18 protein-coding genes are annotated in these 22,536 nt (G+C 51.2%); 1 reads left to right on the plus strand and 17 read right to left on the minus strand.

Annotation, left to right across the window (positions count from 1 at the left end; all coding sequences use genetic code 11):
- Positions 1–44: 44 nt before the first annotated feature.
- From gnd to VNN20_14035, 14 genes are all read right to left on the minus strand, one after another.
- A complete protein-coding gene (gnd, locus tag VNN20_13970; GenBank protein HWP93297.1) occupies positions 45–1,028 on the minus strand; it encodes a decarboxylating 6-phosphogluconate dehydrogenase in 984 nt (327 codons plus the stop codon).
- A gap of 92 nt (positions 1,029–1,120) precedes the next feature.
- On the minus strand, positions 1,121–3,979 hold the full coding sequence (locus VNN20_13975) for a bifunctional transaldolase/phosoglucose isomerase (GenBank protein ID HWP93298.1): 2,859 nt from the start codon (positions 3,977–3,979) through the stop codon (positions 1,121–1,123).
- Positions 3,980–4,004: 25 nt separating this feature from the next.
- Positions 4,005–4,469 carry a ribose 5-phosphate isomerase B gene (rpiB, locus tag VNN20_13980; protein HWP93299.1) on the minus strand — a complete coding sequence of 155 codons (465 nt, stop codon included), beginning with the start codon at positions 4,467–4,469 and terminating at the stop codon, positions 4,005–4,007.
- A 3-nt stretch (positions 4,470–4,472) separates the two neighbouring features.
- Positions 4,473–6,533 carry a transketolase gene (tkt, locus tag VNN20_13985; protein HWP93300.1) on the minus strand — a complete coding sequence of 687 codons (2,061 nt, stop codon included), beginning with the start codon at positions 6,531–6,533 and terminating at the stop codon, positions 4,473–4,475.
- 181 nt (positions 6,534–6,714) lie between these two features.
- Positions 6,715–8,133: a cytochrome b N-terminal domain-containing protein gene (locus VNN20_13990; protein HWP93301.1), complete on the minus strand. Its 1,419-nt coding sequence runs from the start codon at positions 8,131–8,133 to the stop codon at positions 6,715–6,717.
- 10 nt (positions 8,134–8,143) lie between these two features.
- Positions 8,144–8,662 carry a Rieske 2Fe-2S domain-containing protein gene (locus VNN20_13995; protein ID HWP93302.1) on the minus strand — a complete coding sequence of 173 codons (519 nt, stop codon included), beginning with the start codon at positions 8,660–8,662 and terminating at the stop codon, positions 8,144–8,146.
- On the minus strand, positions 8,646–8,927 hold the full coding sequence (locus VNN20_14000; GenBank protein HWP93303.1) for a hypothetical protein: 282 nt from the start codon (positions 8,925–8,927) through the stop codon (positions 8,646–8,648). Before VNN20_14000 ends, VNN20_13995 begins: the two co-directional genes overlap by 17 nt.
- On the minus strand, positions 8,927–9,787 hold the full coding sequence (locus VNN20_14005) for a cytochrome c oxidase assembly protein (GenBank protein HWP93304.1): 861 nt from the start codon (positions 9,785–9,787) through the stop codon (positions 8,927–8,929). The genes VNN20_14000 and VNN20_14005 overlap by 1 nt, the downstream gene beginning before the upstream one ends.
- Positions 9,784–10,332: a heme-copper oxidase subunit III gene (locus VNN20_14010; GenBank protein ID HWP93305.1), complete on the minus strand. Its 549-nt coding sequence runs from the start codon at positions 10,330–10,332 to the stop codon at positions 9,784–9,786. Before VNN20_14010 ends, VNN20_14005 begins: the two co-directional genes overlap by 4 nt.
- Before the next feature lie 6 nt (positions 10,333–10,338).
- On the minus strand, positions 10,339–12,015 hold the full coding sequence (gene ctaD / locus VNN20_14015; GenBank protein HWP93306.1) for a cytochrome c oxidase subunit I: 1,677 nt from the start codon (positions 12,013–12,015) through the stop codon (positions 10,339–10,341).
- Complete coding sequence (gene coxB / locus VNN20_14020; GenBank protein HWP93307.1) at positions 12,012–12,968, minus strand: cytochrome c oxidase subunit II; 957 nt, start codon at positions 12,966–12,968, stop codon at positions 12,012–12,014. Before coxB ends, ctaD begins: the two co-directional genes overlap by 4 nt.
- Positions 12,969–13,193: 225 nt before the next feature.
- The gene (locus VNN20_14025; protein ID HWP93308.1) at positions 13,194–13,673 is read right to left on the minus strand and encodes a DNA starvation/stationary phase protection protein; all 480 of its coding nucleotides are present in this window, start codon (positions 13,671–13,673) and stop codon (positions 13,194–13,196) included.
- A gap of 136 nt (positions 13,674–13,809) precedes the next feature.
- Positions 13,810–14,262: a carboxymuconolactone decarboxylase family protein gene (locus VNN20_14030; GenBank protein ID HWP93309.1), complete on the minus strand. Its 453-nt coding sequence runs from the start codon at positions 14,260–14,262 to the stop codon at positions 13,810–13,812.
- 70 nt (positions 14,263–14,332) lie between these two features.
- Positions 14,333–14,521 carry a hypothetical protein gene (locus VNN20_14035; protein HWP93310.1) on the minus strand — a complete coding sequence of 63 codons (189 nt, stop codon included), beginning with the start codon at positions 14,519–14,521 and terminating at the stop codon, positions 14,333–14,335.
- Positions 14,522–14,858: 337 nt separating this feature from the next.
- Here VNN20_14035 and VNN20_14040 point away from each other — a divergent pair, with 337 nt between their 5' ends.
- Positions 14,859–17,705 carry a choice-of-anchor I family protein gene (locus VNN20_14040; protein ID HWP93311.1) on the plus strand — a complete coding sequence of 949 codons (2,847 nt, stop codon included), beginning with the start codon at positions 14,859–14,861 and terminating at the stop codon, positions 17,703–17,705.
- An 890-nt stretch (positions 17,706–18,595) separates the two neighbouring features.
- Here VNN20_14040 and VNN20_14045 read toward each other — a convergent pair.
- The 3 genes from VNN20_14045 to VNN20_14055 form a co-directional block, all read right to left on the minus strand.
- Entirely contained in the window at positions 18,596–21,247 is a 2,652-nt protein-coding gene (locus tag VNN20_14045; GenBank protein HWP93312.1) for a DEAD/DEAH box helicase family protein, read from the minus strand.
- 233 nt (positions 21,248–21,480) lie between these two features.
- Positions 21,481–22,077, minus strand: coding sequence for a hypothetical protein (locus VNN20_14050; protein ID HWP93313.1), 597 nt, complete (start codon positions 22,075–22,077; stop codon positions 21,481–21,483).
- 1 nt (position 22,078) lies between these two features.
- Entirely contained in the window at positions 22,079–22,339 is a 261-nt protein-coding gene (locus VNN20_14055) for a hypothetical protein (protein ID HWP93314.1), read from the minus strand.
- Positions 22,340–22,536 lie beyond the last annotated feature (197 nt).

The following is a 22,536-nucleotide window of genomic DNA, read 5'->3' on the forward strand; positions in this document are numbered from 1 at the left end:
GCCCATACACCCATACGTCTAAACTCCCACACGCCCACACTTCCCTATCCTCCCGTCGGCCTCTCCACATGGCCGCCAAACTTGTACCTCATCGCCGACAACAGCTTCTCTCCGAATGTGTGCTCCTGCCGCGAGCGAAAGCGCGCATATAGAGAAGCCGAGAGCACGTCCGCCGGCACCGCTTCCTCTACGGCCGCCATGATCGTCCAGCGCCCCTCCCCGGAATCATGAACGAAGCCGGTATAATTGGAGAGCGTCTGGTCTTCCAATAGGGCCATGGCCGATAAATCGAGAAGCCACGAGCTTATGACACTCCCTCTCCTCCACACCTCGGCTATGTCAGCAAGGTTTAGGTCATAACGGTGGTCGTCGGGCAAATCCTTCGAGTTTGCATTCTTGAAGATATCAAATCCCTCGGCATAAGCCTGCATCAAGCCGTACTCGATACCGTTGTGCACCATCTTTACAAAGTGTCCGGCGCCGCTGGGCCCACAGTGTAAATAACCTTCCTCCGCCGTCCCCCCCTTCTTGTCCCGTCCAGGGGTACGCGGTATATCTCCGCGCCCCGGTGCTAACGTCTTGAATATAGGGTCGAGATACTTCACCGTCTCCTCTTCTCCCCCGATCATGAGACAATACCCCCGCTCTATACCCCAGATTCCGCCGCTCGTGCCTGCATCAACGTAATGGATACCCTTCTCCTTAACCAATTTTGCCCGGCGCACATCATCCTTGTAGTAGGAATTTCCGCCGTCGATGATGATGTCGCCCGGTTCCATGAGCTTGGCCAGGGCCAGGACTGTCTTCTCAGTGGGGTCGCCTGCCGGCACCATGACCCAAGCCACACGCGGCTTGGTAAGTTTCTTGACGAAATCATCTAGTGATGTCGCGCCGGTAGCCCCTTCGCTCGACAATTCTTTCACGCTATCGGGGCTCAGGTCAAACACCACGCACTGATGCCCGTTCCGCATCAGGCGCCTGACCATGTTAGCCCCCATTCTTCCAAGACCAATCATTCCTAGTTGCATTGATTTTGCCTCCTTCTTAGTTTGGATGTTTGGGAGTCTGGGCGTGTGGGAGAGATTCGCCCATACGCACACCCGCCCATACTTCCACACTTTTAACTCAACGCCGTCTCAATCACCTGCTTCAGCCTGGTTAACCCCGCCGGCACATCGGCTCCCAGGTGAACCCGGAGCGCCCTCCGGTTGCGCTCGGCTAGGACCTGGAAGTCCCCGCGGGCCTGAGCCGCCTTGACGATGCCAAAGGTATATTTTTGTCCGGGTACAGGAAGGTCTATAGCATCATCGCATGTAATTTGCAAAAACACACCGGTATTTGGCCCGCCTTTATATGCCTGCCCGGTCGAATGCAAGAATCGAGGGCCAAAACCAAGGCAGGTGGCCACGCGCTTCCTGTCGCGTACGGCAAGACGAATTTCCTGTAACTCCCTCTCATGCGCCTCGCTCATCTCCACATAAGCCAAAATCGCAAAGTAATCCCCTGGCCTTATCCGATTCAAATGTGCCCGCAGGTAGCCAAGCAGTGACTTATCACCATCAGACGCCCCGGCCAGGGAATCGGCATTTTTTTCATCAGAGAACAACTTGATGCCGTCTTCCCCCAGAATGGGGGCCTCGGAGGGAAGCGAGCCGGTCTTCTCATACTCGGCGGTAAGATTTCTGGTCGCCACCTTACTCGCTTCGACATCCGGCTGGTTGAACGCATTGATGCCGATTATGGAGCCGGCAACGGCCGTGGCCATCTCCCACCGAAAGCACTCCTGACCCAGGTCGTATATATCCGCAACGGAGATACGGACAACTGGATGTCCGGCCTTTTCCAGGGCATCCACCGCCTTATCCTGCGATTCATCCGGGGCCGACTCCAACCTCATGTAGGCGAAAACCCGGTCATTGCCGTACACATCAGGCGGACCCAGCGCTTCCCGATCGACGGGAATGAGACCCTTCCCTTCCTTGCCGGTTGACTCGGCCAGGAGTTGTTCCAGCCACGCACCGAAATCCCAGATACCGGGCGAGGTAACGATGGTCACCTTATCTCGTCCGTTTTTGGCCAGCACGCCCAGTATAATGCCGAGCACCACCCCCGGATTGTCTTTAACCGGCAAACAGGATGAGCATGAAACGGCCATCTCATCGGCTCGGTCGAGGAATTTGAGAGTATCTACACCCATGATTGCCCCGGGAACCATGCCAAAGTCGGAGAGAGCGGAGTAGCGGCCTCCGATGCTGGGCAAGCCGAAGAAGACGTGCCTGAATCCTTCGCTCTCTGCAACCTGTTGCAGGTGAGAACCGGGGTCGGTGATGGCGATAAAGCGTTGCCCCGCTTTATCCGCCCCGACAACTTCCTTTACACGCTCGAAAAAGTACTGTTTGAATATATTTGGTTCGAGCGTAGTGCCGGATTTGCTGGAAACTATGAAGAGGGTGTTGGCCGGGTCTATCTTGCTTTCTATTGACTTGATCCGCGCCGGGTCAGTCGAATCGAGGACATGAAGCTCCGGGTAGCCATCGATCTTGCCGAATGTCATTCTGAGCATCTCCGGGCAAAGGCTCGAGCCGCCCATGCCCAGTAACAACGCATGTGAGAAGCCAGCGCTTTTCACCTCCTCGGCAATGTCGATCAAATGCCGAGAGTGCGCCAACTGGTCTTCGGTAATACCCAGCCAGCCGAGCCATTTCCCCTCGTCCGTACCGGTCCAGAGAGAGGCATCGCGCGCCCACAGCCTTCTTACCTTTCCGGCAACCTGCCACTCATCCAGGGTTGATTCCATCTGCGACCTAAAATCATCGGACAGAGAGTAATTCTGCTGGTCTATCTTTGCACCGGGGGCAAACCGGCATTTTCTGTCAACTGAGTTGAGTAGCTTGTCGAATGCCTCGGAGAATAACCGCACTCCATCCTTTAATAAGCCGTCGGTGACCTCTTTCATCGAAATGCCCATTTGTTCTAATTTTTGCATGACCTTATGGGCTGATTGTACTCCCTTTTCCAGGCTCTTACGCGGATGCCCATGGTCACGAAAAGCCTCGATAGTAGATGGCGGCATTGTGTTAACGGTATCCTTTCCTATAAGCTCTTCTACGTACATCACGTCGCTGTATTTTGGATTTTTGGTGCTGGTGCTGGCCCAGAGTACACGCTGGGTTTGTGCACCCTTACTTGCAAGCGCATTCCACCTATCGCTCCCAAAAATCTCCTTGTATTTCTGATAGGCAAGTTTAGCGTTGGCTATGGCCACCTTCCCCATGATGCCTTGAATGCCGGACTTCTCTCTCTTGCCCTTTGCCGTCTTTAAACGGGCGGAAAGCATTGCGTCCACCGCAGTATCAATGCGGCTGACGAAGAAGCTGGCCACACTGGCCACCTTACTCAAATCGCCGCCACCCGCCGCCAGCCTTTCCAGTCCCGATATGTAAGCGAGCGCGACCTGCTCATAGGCTTCCAGTGCAAATATCAGGGTGACGTTGATGTTGATGCCCTCGCTTATCAGTTGTTCGATAGCCGGAATACCCTCGGGGGTGGCCGGGACCTTAACCAACAGGTTCTCCCGCCCAACCGCTCGCCATAACCGCCTGGCTTCTTCGATCGTACCCTTCGTTTCATGTGCCAGGTAAGGCGAGACCTCTAAGCTGACATAACCGTCCCGTCTCTTCGTCCGTTCATAGACCGGCCTGAATATGTCGGCGGCGTCCTGGATGTCGCGGATGGCCAATCGTTCGTAGACCGCCATCGGGTCCAGGTCTTTCTCTTTTAGTAGTTCGTCAAGGACGTCTTTATAATCGGTGCTCCCGGTAATCGCCTTTTCGAAGATTGACGGGTTTGAGGTCACGCCCTTGAGTCCGTCTTCGTCGATCATGCGTTTTAGCTCACCACTGGTGATGAGACCACGCCTGATATAGTCCAGCCAGACGGACTGGCCGTATTTGCTTAGGCTTTTGAGTGGATTGTTCATTTATCGCTCCTTTTTTAAATCTCTTTCATCCCTTCCCGCCTCTCCCGTAACGAACCTCGATCTCTTTTACCTTCTCCAGCCTTCTCCGGTGGCGTTCCTCATTGGTGAATATAGCCCCAAGAAAGTGGCGAACAAGCTCTCTCGCCAGTTCTATTCCGATAACCCGGGAGCCCATAACCAAGATGTTCATATCGTCATGTTCTACCCCTTGGTGTGCCGAATACGTATCGTGGCAAATCCCTGCTCGAATACCCGGCATCTTGTTCGCCGCCACCGACGCACCCACGCCGCTCCCGCAGATTAAAACCCCGCGGTCCGCTTTGCCCTCTATGAGAGACCTGCCGACAGCCTCGGCAAAATCGGGATAGTCCACAGGCTCGACGCTGTGAGTTCCCACATCTATGACCTGATGCCCTAACTCCTGCAGATAAGCTTTCAGGTTCTCTTTCAATTCAAAACCAGCATGGTCAGAGCCAATCACCACGCGCATATTTCACCTCGTTTTGGACAACTGTTCTTTTGCCGCTGCCACTATCTTTTCCGGTACGAACCCGAATTTCTTCTGTAGTTCCTTGAGCGGCGCCGAAGCCCCGAATGTTTTCATCCCGATGATGTGGCCGGTCAGACCGACGTACCGCTCCCATCCCAAGGTAGAAGCCTGCTCCACGGAGACCCGTGCCGTAATCCCCGGAGGAATGACACTTCTCTTATATTCCTCACCTTGTTTCTCGAAAAGCTCCCATGAGGGCATGCTGACCACGCGTGCCTTGATACCTTCCGAAGCCAACTGCTCATAAGCGTTTACACAGAGGGAAACCTCGCTTCCCGTCGCCAAAAGTAAAACATCCGGTTTCCCATCCTTGGCGTCGGCAAGCACGTATGCCCCTTTTTCCAAACCGGAGGCCGGAGCATACTTCGTGCGGTCTATTGTAGGAAGCGGCTGCCTGGTGAGCACCAAAACTGCGGGCTGGTGGCGTAGCTTCATTATTACCCGCCAGGCTTCGACTACCTCGTTGGCATCAGCCGGGCGCAACGTTATCAACCCGGGGATAGCCCGTAGTGATGCCAGTTGTTCTACCGGCTGGTGGGTAGGGCCGTCCTCTCCCACCCCGATAGAATCGTGCGTGAATATGTAGATGACCGGAAGCTCCATTATAGCGCTCAACCTGATTCCAGGCCGGCAGTAATCGCTGAAGATAAGGAATGAAGAGCCGTACGGCCTAACCTTGCAATGGGAAAGACCGTTCAGTATAGATGCCATGGCATTCTCGCGGATACCGAAGTGAAAATTTCTCCCGCTATAGTTCTCGGCGCTGAAATCCCCGGCTCCCTCGAATGTAAGGCGGGTTTTGGTCGACGGGGCTAAATCGGCAGAGCCTCCGATAAGCCAGGGCACGTTCTTGGCGATAGCGTTAAGAACCTTGCCCGAAGAGTCGCGGCTGGCCAGACCTTTCGGGTCTGTCGAAAATGTGGGCAGGTCTTTATCCCAGCCTTCGGGAAGCTCGCGAATCTGCATCTTGTATAAGTGGTCGGCTAAAATTGAATACTTTGACTTGTACTCGTTGAACCTGGCCATCCAGGCATCGCGTAGCTCTCGCCCACGCTTGCCCATTCCCTGCTTAAAATGATCCTGCACGCCCTCCGGCACGAAGAATTTTGCGTCCTCCGGCCAGCCGTAATTTCGCTTGGCCAATCTGATCTCATCCTCGCCCAATGGCTCGCCGTGTGCGGCGCTCGTGTCCTGCTTGTGGGGCGCCCCGTAGGCGATATGGCTATCCACGATAATGAGCGTCGGCCTGTCATTACTGTTCTTGAATACCCTAATTGCCCGTTCCAGCATCTCCAAGTCGTTAGCATCGCCTACCCGGGTCACGTTCCAGCCGTAGGCAATAAACCTGGTGGCCAGGTCGTCACTGAAGGCCAATTCCGTATGCCCCTCGATGGTGATCTTGTTGTTGTCGTAAATCCAGCAAAGGTTGGAGAGCTTCAGATGACCGGCAAGAGATGCCGCCTCGTTGCTGACGCCCTCCATCATATCGCCGTCGCCGCACAATGCAAAGACATCGTAATTTATCATCTCGTAACCAGGGCGGTTGAAATAGCTGGCCATCCACCGCCCGGCTATGGCCATCCCCACGCTCACTGCCACCCCCTGCCCTAAAGGGCCGGTGGTAGTCTCAACGCCGGAGGTCCAATGGTATTCCGGATGGCCGGGGCATTTGCTGTCGATCTGCCGGAATCTCTTTATATCGTCGAGCGTTACAGACGGTTGTCCAAGTGTTTCATACTCCGGGTTGACTGCCTGCACACCACAGAGGTACAACAATGAATATAGCAACATCGAAGCATGTCCATTCGATAAAACAAACCGGTCTCGATTGGGCCAGACCGGGTCATCAGGGTCAAATCGTAAGAATCGCTGCCACAGGCAGTAGGCCACCGGCGCCAACGCCATCGGCGTTCCGGGATGCCCGGAATTGGCTGCCTGCACCGCATCCATAGATAAGGTGCGGATCGTGTTTATACAGAGTTGATCAAGCTCTTTATCTGTCAAGATTACGCTCCTTCAACGTAGGATGTATCTATCTCATTTCTTGATTCCATTCACGGTAGGAACGCGCCCTGGCGCGTTCCTACAAAAACAAAAGACATCCTCCCGATTTAATTCGTTTCCTAGTTTTATGTAAATCAGAAACCAATTCGATCCTGACATTTTTCCCGTACCCCGCTCAATTTTAATCAACCACCTTCGCGCCAGTCCTGACCCTTCGCGACTGAAGAAATGCCACCAGCGAATCCAGTTCTTCCGGCGTCAGGTTGCCGCCGAATGCGGGCATGTTAAGCCCTCCATTCAAGATGCGCCAGGTCATCTCATCAGGAGAGAGACTGTCGCCAATATAGGTAAGGTCTGGACCGCGATGGCCTCCGTGGCCCGAGATTGCATGGCAAAACTCGCAGCCCTTAGAATAGAAAAGCTCGGCACCCTCATGGACCGGGCCGCTTGTAGCACCAACCACCTCTACAGGAAGCGGTTGTGCAGAAAAATCGGGCGACCACGGTGCTCTTATACCTTCTATCCAGAGCGTTCCCACCATAATTACGATAACAAGCACGATACCAACAGCCCAAGGACGGCGCCGTGGACTTCGTTCTCCTTTGTTCCAAATAAATGGAAGCAAGATCAGTATGAGCCCAACAATTAGCGGCCCAAGAAAGATGACGTAGGACTCGATATTTGCCGGAAGGAGAGCGAACAAGGCAAATATCCAGAGGAAGTACCAGTCCGGTCTTGGGTAAGCCTCGATGATGCTTGGGTCGGGCGGCTTGCCGATCTCCGGCGGGCCTACGAATATAGCCAGGAGCGCTATGACCGCAATCACGACTACCCCGAAGACCACATCCCTCCAGGCGGCGTCAGGCCAAAATGGAACACCTCGATTCTTGATGAGGGAGTGATACCAGTTGCGGTAGGTTCCCGGTTCAACCGGCTGCCCCGGTTTAGGCGGGTCGGAGATGCCGTTTCTAAGCACCAGATAAAGATGAAGCCCGATGAAGGCGTAGATCAGCGCCGGGATAAAGAAGACGTGGAAGGCAAAGAAGCGGCTCAGGGTGACCGCTCCTATAGTACCTCCGGCAAGAATGAAACGCGCAATCCACTCGCCGATTATGGGAACCCTACCCGCCTGCTCCGCCGCTACAATAGTCGACCAGATGGCGTTTTGGTCCCAGCGTAGAAGCTGGCCGGTGAAAGCCATTATTATGGTGAAAGCGAATAGGGCAACCCCGCTGATCCAGCTCATCTCCCGCGGATATTTGTATGCGCCCATGAGAAAGACTCGTATCATATGTATGCCTACAAGGAGCATCATGGCCGATGCACCGAAGTGATGCATACCCCGGAGGAACCGGCCGAGGAAGGCCTCGTTGGTGATGAATAAAAGGCTGTCGTGAGCCTGCGATGAAGAGGGAACGTACATAAGGGATAGGGCTATTCCGGTGACGACCTGGATGGTGAAGGCAATAAGCGTGGCGCTTCCGAAAACATACCACCAGCCCGTTCCCGGAGGGACCGGATGCCTAGCAATCGGCCCTATGGAGCCGGATATTCCGGTGCGGTCATCAAACCATTGCCAGGCATTCTTGAGAACTCTCATTACCTCTCCTCTAAATTGTAGTAATTGGGATTGGACTGGCCATAATCTCCACCTGGCCATTCCTCACCCGTACCGGATACCGGGGCAATGGTTTAGGCGGGGGACCGGCAGCCACCTCACCATCCTTGTAATATACCCCGCCATGGCAAGGACACATGAAAAGCTCGGCATCAGAAAGCCATCTGACCGGGCAACCCAAGTGGGTGCAGTTAATCGAAAATGCAATGAACTTATCCTCACTGTCCCGACGGAGCCAGGCTGCGGTATTTGCGGTAACACCAGCCCAGGGGAGCGGGGATGCATCGAGATATTTAACTACAACGGTGGTGCCTACTTTGAAGCTATCCACCGAGCCGACAGGTCGCCAAACCTCGGGCACCTTCCGCAGAAATGGGGATAAGAGAAAGCCCACAATCGGAAACCCAATTATCAATGCGGCGACACCACCCAAGGTGATGCTCAGCTTCGAAAAAAACTGCCGGCGGTTGCAACCAGAAGACTCTATCGACTCTTCATTTTTGTCGTTCATGGATAATCTCTCCTATCCATCCGGCAAGGGAAAGTGCAAAAAGTAAAAGCCCGACGCCTGAAACAAGTAAATTTGTGGCCAAACCCATAGCCAGAAAAGCGATTCCGAGTGCCATAACCGCGGGCCAGTAGGTCGGTTTGGGCAAGGTCTCCGGTTTAAGCGTATCCCATCCATCTTTCATTTCGGAGACAGGTCGAGATTCTATATCCGTTTTTTTTGGTTGAGGCGCAACCCACGGACTCGATTCCGATTGCATATCAGACATCAGATTTCCACCTTTCCTGCAGAACTAATAGCGACTGGTGACATACCATCAGCAGTTAGTGTCGATACGACACTCTCTTCAGGGGCTTTATACCAACGGGCTAAGATACTCATGATGATAGAACTGTATAAAAGACAACATGGTACCCACATCAAAAGCCCGCCCACCTGTTGGTCAACACTCCTGGAAATACCCCAATCGTCTCGAACGAGACCGATAATGCCTTGAGTATCAACCACATGAAGATGAGACGTCGCAAAGAGACCCGCCGGAGCAAATGTTATGACAATGCCCAGTACGGTGCATCCAACGCACGCAGAGAAGAGATATAGAACCGAGACCAGCGGATTGAGGCGAGATCCCTCGAACGGCGAAAAGATTGGCCACCAGAATATTACCCCTGCTACCAGAAGCGATAACTGTTGAATAACATGTAGGCTCTCGCTCTTTAATGCGGCATCATAGAGAACCGGAACGTGCCACACCCACATCGCACCCACTCCCGATAACCAGGCAATAACCGGTCCCCTCAGTACACTCTCGACCGCGGCAGCACGCGGTCTTAATAACAACTTCTCTGCAAGCGAAGAAGGAATGCCCAGTAAAAACAACAACGGTACTATCAAAAGAAGAAAGATATGCTGAAGCATGTGGGCACTAAAAAGAAAGCCGTGAGCAAGAGCGTTAAGCGGGGAGACCAAAGAGAGAAACAAGAGTAAAACCCCGGATATAAAATAGAGTGTTTTCCCGGTGAAGCGGAGGCGAATAAGCGCCGCATAGCCCAAGATCAGAGCTGTACATCCTGCCAAGACCAACGGCTTAAAGCTCCAACTCTCCGTCAATAATTGCCATGCGGTCATAGGTACACCCCCAGATAAACAACAGAAAACACGACTATCCACACCGCGTCTACAAAGTGCCAGTATAGTGAAATGCTCTCTACCGCTCTCGATTGTCTGCCTTTTATATTGCCACTAATGGCCAAGCCGAGAAGAATAGTAAGCATGACCAGCCCAACAAAGACGTGAAATCCATGAAATCCGGTAAGGGTAAAGAAAGTGGTGCCGAAAAGACCCTGGCTAATGGTGATACCCTGGTTAATCAGGCCAGACCACTCTATGCCCTGACCGAGGAGGAATACCACTCCCAGTATGATAGTCACCAGTAGCCACGAATGAAATCCCCTTTGACTATCCTTTTTGAAGCTTCTCTCCGCCAGCCACACGGCCAGGCTGCTGGACAAAAGAATAATGGTGTTGATGCCGGTTTTCCCGGGTTCGAGGAATCTATCCGCTACAGCCGAAGATTCCCGGTGATAATAAACATAGGCCAAAATCAGCATGAGGAAGAAATTGGCTTCGGATATGATGAAGAGGATTATGCCCAGCTTATTTTTTTCCGTCATCGTTATTCACGTCCCATTTTTTTCATGCACTTTCCAATCGGCCTTGTCCGGATGAGTGAAGTCCCATAATGGTCTCCTTCCCCTTATGGGCGGGAGCCGGTCGAAGTTATGGACCGGTGGCGGGGATGTGGTCGCCCACTCAAGCGTCCAGGCGTCCCAGGGATTATCGCCGGCGGGCTTTCCGTTTCGCAGGCTGGCGATTATATTCCAGACAAATACCAGCACTGACAGCGCCAGAATGAAAGCGCCTATGGTGGAGACCAGGTTCAGCATCCCCCAGTGCGGCAGGTCGGGATAGGTGTATACGCGCCGAGGCATGCCTATCAGTCCGAGGATGTGCTGCACGAAGAATGTGAGGTTAAAACCGATTAACATCGTCCAGAAGTGGATCTTGCCCAACCCCTCTGAGAGCATCCGCCCGGTTATCTTTGGAAACCAGTAATATATTCCGGCCATTATTCCAAAAAACGTGCCTCCGAATAGCACGTAATGAAAATGCGCCACCACGTAATAGGTATCGGTCGTCTGCCAGTCTATGGGGACTACGGCGAAGTGCACACCGCTAAGACCGCCAACCGTGAACTGCACCAGGAATGCCACGGCGAAGAGCATGGCCGTGGTGAATCGAATCGAGCCTCCCCACATCGTGGCTATCCAGTTGAAAATCTTGACCCCGGTGGGAATGGCGATGAGCATGCTGGCTATGCCGAAAAAGCTGTCCAAAATGTGTCCCAGGCCCACTGTGAACATATGATGCGCCCACACCCCGAAGCTAAGTAGGCCGATGGCAACCGTGGAACCGGCCACAAACTCATACCCAAATATAGGTTTACGGGAGAAGACCGGAATGACCTCAGAAAGAATGCCAAAGGCAGGCAGTACCATGATATAAACCTCTGGATGGCCAAAAGCCCAGAACAGATGCTGCCATAAAATAGCAGAGCCGCCGGTAGCGGGCCTGAAGTAGTGCGCTCCTAAAAGCCTATCCGCTAGCAGCATCACCAGTGAGGCGTTCAGGATTGAGAGCGCCAGGATGATCAAAAAGGAGTTAACCAGCACCATCCACACGAATAGCGGAAGCCGTCTTATAGTCAACCCCTCTGCTCGCAGGGCAAAGATGGTAGTGATGAGATTAACACCGGAAGAAACTGTGCCTATTCCGGCGACGAGCAGCCCGAGCGCCCAGTAATCCACGCCGCCAGTCCAGAGAGAGAAGGGCTTTTCACTGAGCGGGGCGTAGCTAAACCAGCCTACGTTCGGAGCGCCGCCCTGGGTGATGAAGCTGTAATAAAGCAAGAGACCGCCAAAGACCAGCAGCCAGAAACTCAAGGCATTGAGACGAGGAAAAGCCATGTCCCGTGCGCCAATCATGAGTGGTACCAGGTAAGTGGCCAGGCCGATCAACATGGGCATGACCACCAGAAATATCATGGTCGTTCCGTGCATGGTGAAAAGCTGATTGTAGGCCTGGGGCGAAAGAAAAGTGCTGGTTGGCTGGGCTAGCTGAATGCGAAGGAGTAATGCCTCAATACCTCCCAGTAATAAAAATATGATGGTGAAGATAAGATACAGAATGCCGATCTGTTTATGGTCTACAGAGGCTACCCAACTGTAAAGGCCCTTATATTCTTCGACCTTGGAAACAGAATCAACGGTCTCCGAGGCTATCGGTGTTTCGCTCATTTAAGAGTCCCCAGATATGCAACCAAAAGATTTATCTCACTTTCAGTAAGTTTCATGTTGGGCATCAGTACTCCGGGCTTTACCGCATGTGGATTGGCCAACCATCTGGCAAGGTTAGATGGTGTGTTTTCTAATATTCCTGCCCCGAGCGTCTGCCGACTGGCCAGGTGTGTAAGGTCGGGGCCGACGTTAGCTTCAGCGATTGTACCGGAAATGGTGTGGCAATTAACGCAGGTCAATCTCTCAAATAGCTCCGCTCCTAGTGCTACCTCCCCGGTAGTAGGCTTTGACGGAACTTTAAGCTGTTCTTGTTGCCATTTTTCAAACTCTGCTTCAGGTTGGGCTATGACCCTTATGCGCATCCAGGCATGCTGCGCCCCACAGTACTCCGAGCAAGCGCCCAGGTATGTGCCTGCTTCGCTGGCTTGTAACCATATATAATTAACCTGCCCAGGAACCGCATCCATCTTTCGGCTCAACTGCGGTACCCAAAAATCGTGAATCACGTCCGCTGACTCCAGCCGAACCAAGAAATTTTTGCCGACAGGTATATGAATTTCGTTGGCGGTAACGACGCCGGACTTTGGATAGCGCGCTTCCCACCACCACTGATGGCCGATTATCACCAGGTCCGGGTCCCCCCCTTTAGCCGGCGGGTCTGCTGAATACATGGTTTTGACCGTGAAGACGCAGAGAAAAACCACGATTAAAAAAGGTAAGGCAGTCCAAACGATTTCAATCTTTGCATTGCCGAATTCCTGCGCCGGGTCCGGCTGGCCTGGTTTGCCTCGGTAGCGCAGGATGGCATACAGGAGTGAGCCGAAGACGACCAGGAAAATAACGGCCGATATGTACAAAACCAGGATGAACAAATCCGAGATTACTTGCGCATGAGGTGAGCTTGGATTGAATGGCGAACTGTGAAAGAGGGAACCGCTGAGCAGTGGACTCATGCGAAGCCGGCCTCACTTTTAATTTTTTTTCACAAGTTGTAGGCAGACTGGATTAGTTTATTCAGTCTCCCCATTCATCGCAATTAGAACTGGAAAGTACATGCGAATCCTTAGAATACTCCACGGAGATGTTAAAGTAAAGATTGTTCGTAAATTGCTTCTACAAATTTTTTAGATTGGTTCTGGGGGCACGATGGAGCGTGCCCCTAGTTTTTTCGATGACACTCATTTGCCTTCCAAAAACGACCTCAACATCCAGGCCATCTTTTCGTGTTTTTCCATGAGTCCGGTGAGGAAATCGTTCGTCCCCATATCTTTAAACTTGTCATAACACATTTCTAAGTCGACTCGTAAATGCCGAATAATTGCCTCGTGGTCAGCCAAGAGATTTGAGAGCATTTTCATATCGCTTAGATTCTTGCCTGGTTCCTCTTTCAGCCTAGTGTGTCTCAAGAACTCCTCCAGTGTTCCGAGCGACCGTCCGCCGAGCGAGCGGGCGCGCTCGGCCACTTCGTCTATTATCTCGTCGAGCGCGTTGTACTGCTCCTCGAAAAACTTATGGAGACTATGGAACTGATGCCCCACCACATTCCAGTGATAGTTTCTGGTCTTGGTGTAGAGAATGTATTCATCCGAAAGGAGGGCGTTTAGTATGAGCACCACGCCCCCGCGCTGTTCGTCGGTAAGGTCTATGTTTGGTTTCATTTCAATTCCCCCTTCTAATTAAGCTTTTAAAATGTTGGATTCATCGCTAAGCTGATGGTCCGGTTTAGAATAGTGTACCTAGCTCGGCTGCATCGTCCATTCCCGGCTTGCCGATTATGAGTGCAGTTTATCAGCCCTATGCTACTCCTTTCTTTACCGGAGGTGTCTGATGCATGGCAATCGCTATGCGATTCAAAGCGTTCATGTTGGCGACGGCAAACGTCAGGTCGACGAGTTCTTTGTCGGTGAAATGGTGCCTGGCATTTTCAAACTCCTCTTCGGATACGCGCTGGTGGCGAAGGCGGGTTACTGCTTCCGCCCAGGCCAGCGCCGCCTTTTCCCTGTCCGTGAAGAACGGCATATCACGCCACAGCACTACTCCGTTCAAGCGCTTCGGGTCTTCCCCCGCTTTGATTGCATCTCTCCAATGCAAATCCACACAGTATGGACAGCCGTTAATTTGGGAGATGCGAAGATAAACCAAATTAAGGAGGTCTTCTCCTAGTCCCGACTTTAGGAGATAATCGGAAAGGGCGCGCAGGCGTTTATAAGCCTCCGGTGCTAAACTGGCATAAGGTAGTCTGGCCATTTTCAGTGTTTCTCCTCTTAAAATTGTCTTTTCCCGGTTATCCTTTTGGTTCTCTCTAACAGCCTTTTCTCTAAGATATATCTTCGCTTGGATCCGATGTCCATGGAAGTGGGTCACTGGCCGGGAAAGTATCAGCCAAGGCCTGGTCAAGTTTATCGTCCATCGATTTTTCTGAAACGGCTTTAGTTTCATCTACTACCTTGTTTTCAGTTAATGAATTTTTGTAAAGGCCGCTCTCTTTTTCTTTCCGGTTATTCATAAAATCACCTCCCCTTACAAAACTGAAGAAACAAGTCCACAAGCTAGCATCAAGGTGATTAACAGTGAACTTCAAATATTTTTATGGCTAATTTATCTAACAAGTGCTTCGGCCATGCGCTCTTCCTTAATCTTAATGGCGAACGCTCGTTAGTCTAACATCCCAGGAAATATCCAAGCCAGCAAATGAATAACTATATATATATTAGCATATCCGGTAATCCAAAAAGTTCTGAATAAAAGTTAAAAATTTTTACCCAGAACTAACCACACGTTAACACCTCCTTAATAATTTCCAATTTTAATTCCTGAACTTTCTTAAAGGAGGAAATTAACCCATGAGAAACATGAAACACATACCGCTGGCCCTGCTCTTGCTTCTGGGGTTTAACCTCACCGCCAAAGCCGAGATATCACTCAGTCCTATCGGCACCTATGCTACCGGCGTCTTCGCCGAAGGAGCGTCGGAAATCGTAGCTCATGACCCGGTAACCCAAAGAGTATTTGTAATCAACGCCGACGCTTCCGTAGTCGACGTCCTCGATATAAGCGACCCAACCAATCCGACAAAACTATTCTCCATAGACGTCACCGATAATATAGATCCCAACGGAGGGATCAACAGCGTTGATGTCAAGAACGGAATAGTGGCGATCGCGGTGGAGAACGACGACCCTACCCAGAACGGGTTCGCGGCCTTTTACAATACCGACGGTACGTTTCTAAATTCAGTTGGGGTTGGGGTTCTTCCCGATGCCCTGAAGTTTTCCAATAACGGAAACCTGGTCCTTGTTTCAAACGAGGGTGAACCGGTCGAGGACGATGAAGGAAACCTAGTCGACAACCCCAAAGGCTCTGTAAGCATAATCGACGTTTCATCCGGGGTCCAGAACGCATTCGTCACTAATCTAGACTTCACCGGTTTTGACGGAAGAGAGGCTGAATTCGTCGCTAAAGGACTGAAACTCCAGCCGGGTGTTCCTTTCTCCAGGGAGGTTGAACCGGAATTTGGCACATTCTCCCCGGACGGCACCCAGGCATTCGTTACCCTGCAGGAAGCGAATGGATTTGCAGTGATAAATACCACGAATCCGCAGGCCCCTTTTATTGTGGATGTCTTGCCGCTCGGGTTTAAAGACCACGGCAAGGGACAGCCTAAACTCAACCTTTTTCCTTTCGTTAGCCTTCCCCGCCTGGGGACTGATGCCACCGGGCTCAGGATAAAATTGGGCGGTTTCTCCGGAATCTGGTTTGATGGCAAGAAAAACAAAAACGTCCTCAGGTTCATTACTGTGCCGGACAGAGGACCGAACGGCAGTGACGTGGTAGCCGGTGCAAGAACGTTTAATCTCCCCGACTATCAGGCGAGGATAGTTTTCTTCGACGTCAATCTACAATCCGGAAAATCGGTAATCAAGAGCAACGAGACGATACTTCTAAAACGCGATGGCAACGTCCCCATCACCGGTCTCCCCAACATCCCCGGTTTCGACGAAGTCCCGGTTGATGCCGCCGGAAACCCGCTGCCCTATGACCCGTTTGGTGCGGATATAGAGGGCGTGGTTCGCGACCCTAAGGACAATTCATTCTGGATGGTCGACGAGTATAGACCGGCTATCTACCACTTCAGCCCTGCCGGAGTCCTGCTCGAAAGACTGGTGCCAATAAACACGCATCTCCTTGGAGACAGTACACTTAAAGAACAGGTTTTTGGGCCGGAAGGAAACACAGAGGGATTTTATGGCCTTGAAAATTTGCCTGAGGTTTATAACAAACGGAGGGGCAACCGCGGGTTTGAGGCTGTGGCCCTGGATACCGAAAAAAGGATTCTTTATGCATTCATACAATCACCGCTGGATAATCCGGACAGCTCCACCCGCAGTTCCTTAGTCTTGAGGATATTGGGAGTCGATGTGAGCGATCCCAGTTCCCCGACCTACCTTAAGCCAATATCCGAGTATGTGTATTTACTGGAAGGTCCTACCCATATCCTGGACATAGTGGACAAGATCGGAGATGCCGTCTTTATCGGCAACGATAAATTTCTGGTTATCGAAAGAGACAGCGCTATAGACCCGAGAGGGAAGAAGTTCGTATATGAAGTGGACTTAAAGGGCGCTACAAACATAAGAGGGCTGGCGATTGCCGATGAGATGGCAACGAATACGCTTGAACAGACGTCGCCAAACGACCTGCCGGCTATGGGAATAATACCGGTGAATAAAATTAAGGTTCTCAACCTGCCCTCTATAGGCTACCTTCCGAGCGACAAGCCGGAGGGAATCACCATACTTCCAGACGGCACTATTGCCGTGCTTAACGATAACGACTTTGGCATTGAAGGGTCTGCCGGTTTAGTTCCGGTGCTGGGGTTAATCTCGTTTAAGAAAGGAAACAGGCTCGACGCAAGCGACAAAGATGGAGTGATAAACTTAAAGAACTGGCCCGTATTCGGGATGTACCAGCCTGACACCATTGCTTCGTTCCAGGCAAACGGCATGACCTACTACGTTACCGCCAACGAGGGTGATACCAGGGATTTCGAGTTCTTCTCCGAGGAGGAGAGGATAGAAGACTTAACCCTTGATCCTACAGTATTTACAGATGCGGCACAGCTACAGGATGAGACAAACCTAGGCAGGTTAAAGATTACCAACATACTGGGCGATTTAGATAAAGATGGTATTTTCGATAAGCTTTTTTCCTTTGGAGCAAGGTCATTCTCCATCTGGGACTCGTTCGGAAACCTGGTCTTTGATAGCGGCGATGACTTTGAAAAAATAACTGCATTTAAACTGCCTGTAAACTTCAACTCTGATAACGAAGATAACGACTCATTCGACTCCAGGAGCGACGACAAAGGTCCGGAGCCCGAGGCAATTGCGGTGGGAAAGATCGGCTCTAAAAGCTACGCGTTCATCGGACTCGAACGCATCGGCGGGATAATGGTTTACGAAGTTACAAACCCCAAGGCGCCCAGGTTTATCCAGTATTTGAACAACCGTAATTTTAATGTTGATGCGGAGATTAACGGAGCGTCAAATCCTGCCGCCGGAGACCTGGGACCGGAGAGCATAATATTCATTTCTCAGGAAGATAGCCCGAACGGGAAGCCCCTCCTGGTCGTAGGAAACGAAATAAGCGGGACGACAACCGTCTACAGTATAAAATTAAGCCGTAAATAACGGGCGACGGGAGAAGGGTTAGCCCGGACGGGCTAACCCTTCCTATTTTTACCCTTGCCACCTATATGCTCATGAGATATGCCGCCTAAAGCGTTATTCCCACAAAGCTTGTCCTAGTGTAAGAGATGAATGGGAACCACCCGGTTTGTCATTCCCGCGCAAGCGGGAATCCAGTATTTCAAAAGACGGATGATGTATAAACAGCTTAAGTAAAGAGGGTACAGAAGTTCACGAATCTCTTACTCAGAGAATGCACCGATATAAAAACTGAAACCATAATCTGTATTGAATACCTAATGCTTCCAGTTAGTTAGGTCCATTTGACACGTGCTATAGTAGGTTGTCCAGAATAAAAAAAGAGGATTGAATGTTTGAAAATTTTATTGTCTAATGCTATTGGTTCTAATACATTGTAATAATCAAGATTTGATTTGTGATACGACGTCGGGATAATTTACATCCTTCCAAATAAATTAGCTTAATCACTTTTAGCGTCTGTAATTCAGATAGTTCCCTAATAGAATTAAGGCTGAGTTTATCTAGGGTCAATCGAAGGATGAAGTCTCTTGAGGTGTTCATTCTTCGATAGTTCGACAGGCTCACTACTCAGAATGAACGGTTTTTATTTCGTTAATCATTTTAGCGGATATATATCCCCTCATTCCTTCCCCGATTTAATCGGGGATCAACTCAGGACAGGCTCTGAGCCCGGTCGAAGGATGTGTTAAAGTCGGCAAGGAGGCCGGGACGTGCCCGAAGAATCTTGGTGAAGTATAGACTCTTTACTTCTCTCCGAGTGACCGTTAGGGAAGCAAAACTGCTGGGTTAGATGCAACTAGACAAGGCTGTGCCCATTTGGTTAGATCCTGGTTATTACTAATACCTTGATTCTAGGCAACCAATCCAGAAAGCGTCATGTTTTCAGCAATCACATCGTGAGGAATGAGCGCATAGCGCCAAGGCTTACCCCCATTGCTCACAGCGTGCTTGGTAGCATGTTCACACCAACGGATAGCTGCATCTTTCTTAGCCAATACATCCGCATCGGTAATCTCACTTCTGGCTTTAGGCTCAAGCATATAAATACAGTTCTCCGTCTCGGCTACAAAGTCCGGCACATATTCGAGATGCTCAAGTCCTGATTTGTAAAAGATTTGGAACTGTCCTTTAGCCGGCTTAAACCACTTGAGCGATTCACGGTCGAGTATGACAGCCAACTTTCTCTCGGTATCCGACTGGAACTTCTGAATTGGATACAAGCATCGCTGAAACCCTCCGAACAGCATCTGGGCGATACGGCTTTTGTCATTCACAGTTTCACGGAAGTCGTGTATAGGCTCGCTTGCCGTATAGGCGCTTTCCTTGAGTTCTGTGAACCCTTTGCTCACAACCACTTCATAGTCCGTCGCCTTTTCCCACTGGTGAGCCTGCATCTGCGCATGAATAAAAGCAGCAAGCTGCTTCTGATGGTAGATCAATACGTTCCGGGTGTCCTCTTCAGACAGATACGATCTCAGATGTGCTACCATCTGCCCGGCTAGATCGTAGAGCAGGTCGGCATGGTCATCGTATGAGATATCGTCAAAATCAATTAGACCGCGGACCAGGTAGTCTTCAAGCCTGAGTTCTTGCTGCAGGCTTCTACCGAAGCTCAACGTCTCCTGTGCGTGGGTGCGGAGGTGCTGGATTAGCAGGTCTCTTTCCACAGGCTGATAGCGAATAGTAGAGCAATCCAGAGTGAATGGGTGAAAACCCGTCGTTACCTCGCCCTTCGGCACGACCAGAATACGAGGGATGTCTATAGTCTGATCCACAACAAGCTGTACAGTTTTCGCCACAATGGAAGTGATATCGGGAGTCTTAGTAACGCCAGGAAGTGTTTGCTGAACCGGTGCTATATTTTGTGACACCTCTTCAGCAATCCTCTTCTGAACCTCCGGCTTTAGCAAGTCAGTTGAGCTAGGCAGGCTCTCATATTTTTTTATCACTTCATAAGCCTTCTGCGCAATCTTACGCTCGACCTCGGTGGTGAATACAGTTTGGGTCGGCAAAGTCTGTCCTGTACTTAATGAAGCCTGCGCTACCGGGTCACCAAGCTGTTCAGCAATGTTAGGCTGTGCCACTACAGTACGCATCTTTTGCAGGTCCGTATTCGGGTCGAGAACAATTTGTTGTAATCGGATGACCGAGTCGGGACGGTTCGCTTCGTCAATTATCTCCTGGAAACGGTCATGGGCAACAATGCTCAAACGGTCCACTGCGCTCACTCCTGTACGCTTCCCGTAGGGCAGGCGGAGACCGCGCCCGATGGACTGCTCGATCAGCGTCCGTGCATTTGCTGCCCGTAACGGAACAATTGTGTAGAGATTAGTCACGTCCCAACCTTCCTTTAGCATGTTTACGTGGATGACAATCTCAGTCGGCTCGTTGGGGTCTTCCACAGCAAGGAGACGCTCTACCATCTCGTCTTCTTCCGCACCTGTCCTGCTTGAGTCCACCTGAATCACCTTGTCTTTATACTGTCCGTCGAAGAACTTATCCGACTGTATCAACCCCATGAGTTGAGATGCATGGGTAGTATCCCGGGCGATTATCAACATGAAGGGCTTAACAATGTGGTTTTCCGTCTGCCGGGCGTAGGTTTCAAGCTCGACTCTGGTGTTCTCGTGTAGGCGCACCCCGTCCTGGAGCTTGATTTCTTCGATCTGTGCAGGTGTAAACTGACTTGGGTCGAAGTTCTTTTGAGTAACCACCGCAGGCTCTTTCACAAACCCGTCTGCCATGGCCTTTGCCAGAGGGTAGTCATAGACCACGTTTTTAAACGCTACAGCACCCCGGCTGGTTTCGACAAAGGGAGTTGCCGTAAGCTCAAGCCCCAGCACGGGTTTCAGCTCATTTATAGCCCGCACGCCTGCTGAGGCACGGTAACGGTGAGATTCATCCATAATCAACACCAGGTCGTCAAGACCGGCAAGGTAATCAAAGTAGCTCTCGCCGATGTATTCTGAAAGACGTTTGATGCGTGGAGCTTTTCCCCCGCGCACCTCGGAATTGATTTTGGAGATGTTGAATATATTGACCTTGCAGCGCAAAAGCACATCAAAGAGCGTGACCGCCGTGGCCTCATAGTTGTCGCCGGTGATAATCTGCGGCGGCTCGGCGGCAAACTCGGCAATGCCCTTGAATACGTACTTAGGGGTGTTAGGCGTGAAGTCGGTAATGAGCTTGTTATAGATCGTGAGATTGGGGGCCAAAACGAAGAAGTTATTTATACCGTGGGCCAGGTGCAAATAGCTGATGAATGCGCCCATAAGCCTGGTTTTCCCTACCCCTGTTGCAAGAGCGAAGCAGAATGAGGGGAACTCGCGTTCAAAATCCGTAACCGTCGGGAATTCGCTTCTCACGGCAGAGAGGGCGGCTTGCAAGTCTGCACCCTTATGCGGCGGTACAATCTCTGTAATTCGGTCTAGAATCTCCAGAGAACGGCGCTGAGGAGGCCTAAGGCTGAGACGCCCGGCTATCGCATTAACGTGACGGTTCATGTTTCTACCTCAATACTTTTTATTCACCGTTTAGAGCGATCATTGCGTCAAACCCTATCTCGCTCAAAAATCTCCATACGACACGATCAACCTGAACGCTGGCTCAATGAAACCGGTCATGCTGAGCCTGTCGAAGCATGAACGACAATTGGTATTGCGCCGATATCTACATAACCGCGGGTTACGTGAATTAAAGAGCTAGAGGTTGAAAACCCTTGGCTCTTTTATCCAGGCTAACCTCCTGATTCCGCAATACCTGCCTCGTCCAACGCTTGCTCCAGAAGAGCCGAAATTCCCATGGTTTCGGCGCACCGCCTGAGGTACGAAAAATCCAGGCTCTTCCCCTGCACCTGCAACACGCCCAATACATCATTCCACTGGCGTTCAGAAACGCCTTTACCCAACCGAAACCAGTGGAGCTTCTGAAGAATTACATCTTCCGCGCTGGCTAGAAACAGCTCCCCTCCTGGTTCCTCCGACACCTGAAATCTTTTTCTTCGCGCCATCTCCTCTTGAGATACCTCGTCCTCTCCAAGCAGGAAAACGTCAACTTTAAACATGGTCTCCAGGTGGATTACGTTGAAGGACGAGCATTTGTTAACCGCTTCCCGAATCATTTCCGCATCCACATAGAATTCCGATTCCAGCGCCTTAACATAAGGCTCGATATGAATCGGCTTCATGTCCGCCACTATATGCGCATCCTGAGTTGACCGGGGGATCCCATGAAGAGAACCGGCCAGCGAGCCGCCCACCAGGTACGGGATTTGAAGGAACTCGAACACCTCCGCAATTCGCCGGGTAATTTGGAGCGGGTCGGGGAGCAGCATGTTAGTAACCTTCCTTTTGAGGGTCCCAGCCAAACACCCGTATCATCGTGTTTCTATCAAGCCATAAAGACGCCAACCGGAGCCTCATCTCACGATCCGGTATTTCGCCGTATTGACTGCGAATCCGGGCTAAGGCGAGTTGTTGAACGGCCTTGGAGAGCTCGCTAACCCGTTTCATCTTTTGCCGCGGCGTCATTCTGCGGTAGCCCTCGATCAAGATCCTCTGTATCTCTGGAGGAGTGTCACCGATTTTAAATTCCACCGAAACCCCCGGTTATATGGATTATTACTCTCATACTAACCCCGTCAAAGGGGGAAGAAACTTTTTGTTCGCTCAACTGAATTCACCGTTCGATACGATCAACCTGAACCCTGGCTTAATCAACCCGGTCATGCTGAGCCTATCGAAGCATGAACAAAAATTAATATTACGCCGATATCTACATATCCACGGATTAA

It is taken from the genome of Thermodesulfobacteriota bacterium (assembly GCA_035559815.1).
Classification (GTDB): Bacteria; Desulfobacterota_D; UBA1144; order Nemesobacterales; family CSP1-2; genus DATMAT01.

Excerpts from the sequence above, each read along its gene's own strand:
- gnd (HWP93297.1), bottom strand. The coding sequence starts at position 1,028 with ATGCAACTAGGAATGATTGGTCTTGGAAGAATGGGGGCTAACATGGTC.
- VNN20_13975 (HWP93298.1), bottom strand. The coding sequence starts at position 3,979 with ATGAACAATCCACTCAAAAGCCTAAGCAAATACGGCCAGTCCGTCTGG.
- rpiB (HWP93299.1), bottom strand. The coding sequence starts at position 4,469 with ATGCGCGTGGTGATTGGCTCTGACCATGCTGGTTTTGAATTGAAAGAG.
- VNN20_13990 (HWP93301.1), bottom strand. The coding sequence starts at position 8,133 with ATGAGAGTTCTCAAGAATGCCTGGCAATGGTTTGATGACCGCACCGGA.
- VNN20_13995 (HWP93302.1), bottom strand. The coding sequence starts at position 8,662 with ATGAACGACAAAAATGAAGAGTCGATAGAGTCTTCTGGTTGCAACCGC.
- VNN20_14000 (HWP93303.1), bottom strand. The coding sequence starts at position 8,927 with ATGTCTGATATGCAATCGGAATCGAGTCCGTGGGTTGCGCCTCAACCA.
- VNN20_14005 (HWP93304.1), bottom strand. The coding sequence starts at position 9,787 with ATGACCGCATGGCAATTATTGACGGAGAGTTGGAGCTTTAAGCCGTTG.
- VNN20_14010 (HWP93305.1), bottom strand. The coding sequence starts at position 10,332 with ATGACGGAAAAAAATAAGCTGGGCATAATCCTCTTCATCATATCCGAA.
- ctaD (HWP93306.1), bottom strand. The coding sequence starts at position 12,015 with ATGAGCGAAACACCGATAGCCTCGGAGACCGTTGATTCTGTTTCCAAG.
- coxB (HWP93307.1), bottom strand. The coding sequence starts at position 12,968 with ATGAGTCCACTGCTCAGCGGTTCCCTCTTTCACAGTTCGCCATTCAAT.
- VNN20_14025 (HWP93308.1), bottom strand. The coding sequence starts at position 13,673 with ATGAAACCAAACATAGACCTTACCGACGAACAGCGCGGGGGCGTGGTG.
- VNN20_14030 (HWP93309.1), bottom strand. The coding sequence starts at position 14,262 with ATGGCCAGACTACCTTATGCCAGTTTAGCACCGGAGGCTTATAAACGC.
- VNN20_14035 (HWP93310.1), bottom strand. The coding sequence starts at position 14,521 with ATGAATAACCGGAAAGAAAAAGAGAGCGGCCTTTACAAAAATTCATTA.
- VNN20_14040 (HWP93311.1), top strand. The coding sequence starts at position 14,859 with ATGAGAAACATGAAACACATACCGCTGGCCCTGCTCTTGCTTCTGGGG.
- VNN20_14045 (HWP93312.1), bottom strand. The coding sequence starts at position 21,247 with ATGAACCGTCACGTTAATGCGATAGCCGGGCGTCTCAGCCTTAGGCCT.
- VNN20_14050 (HWP93313.1), bottom strand. The coding sequence starts at position 22,077 with ATGCTGCTCCCCGACCCGCTCCAAATTACCCGGCGAATTGCGGAGGTG.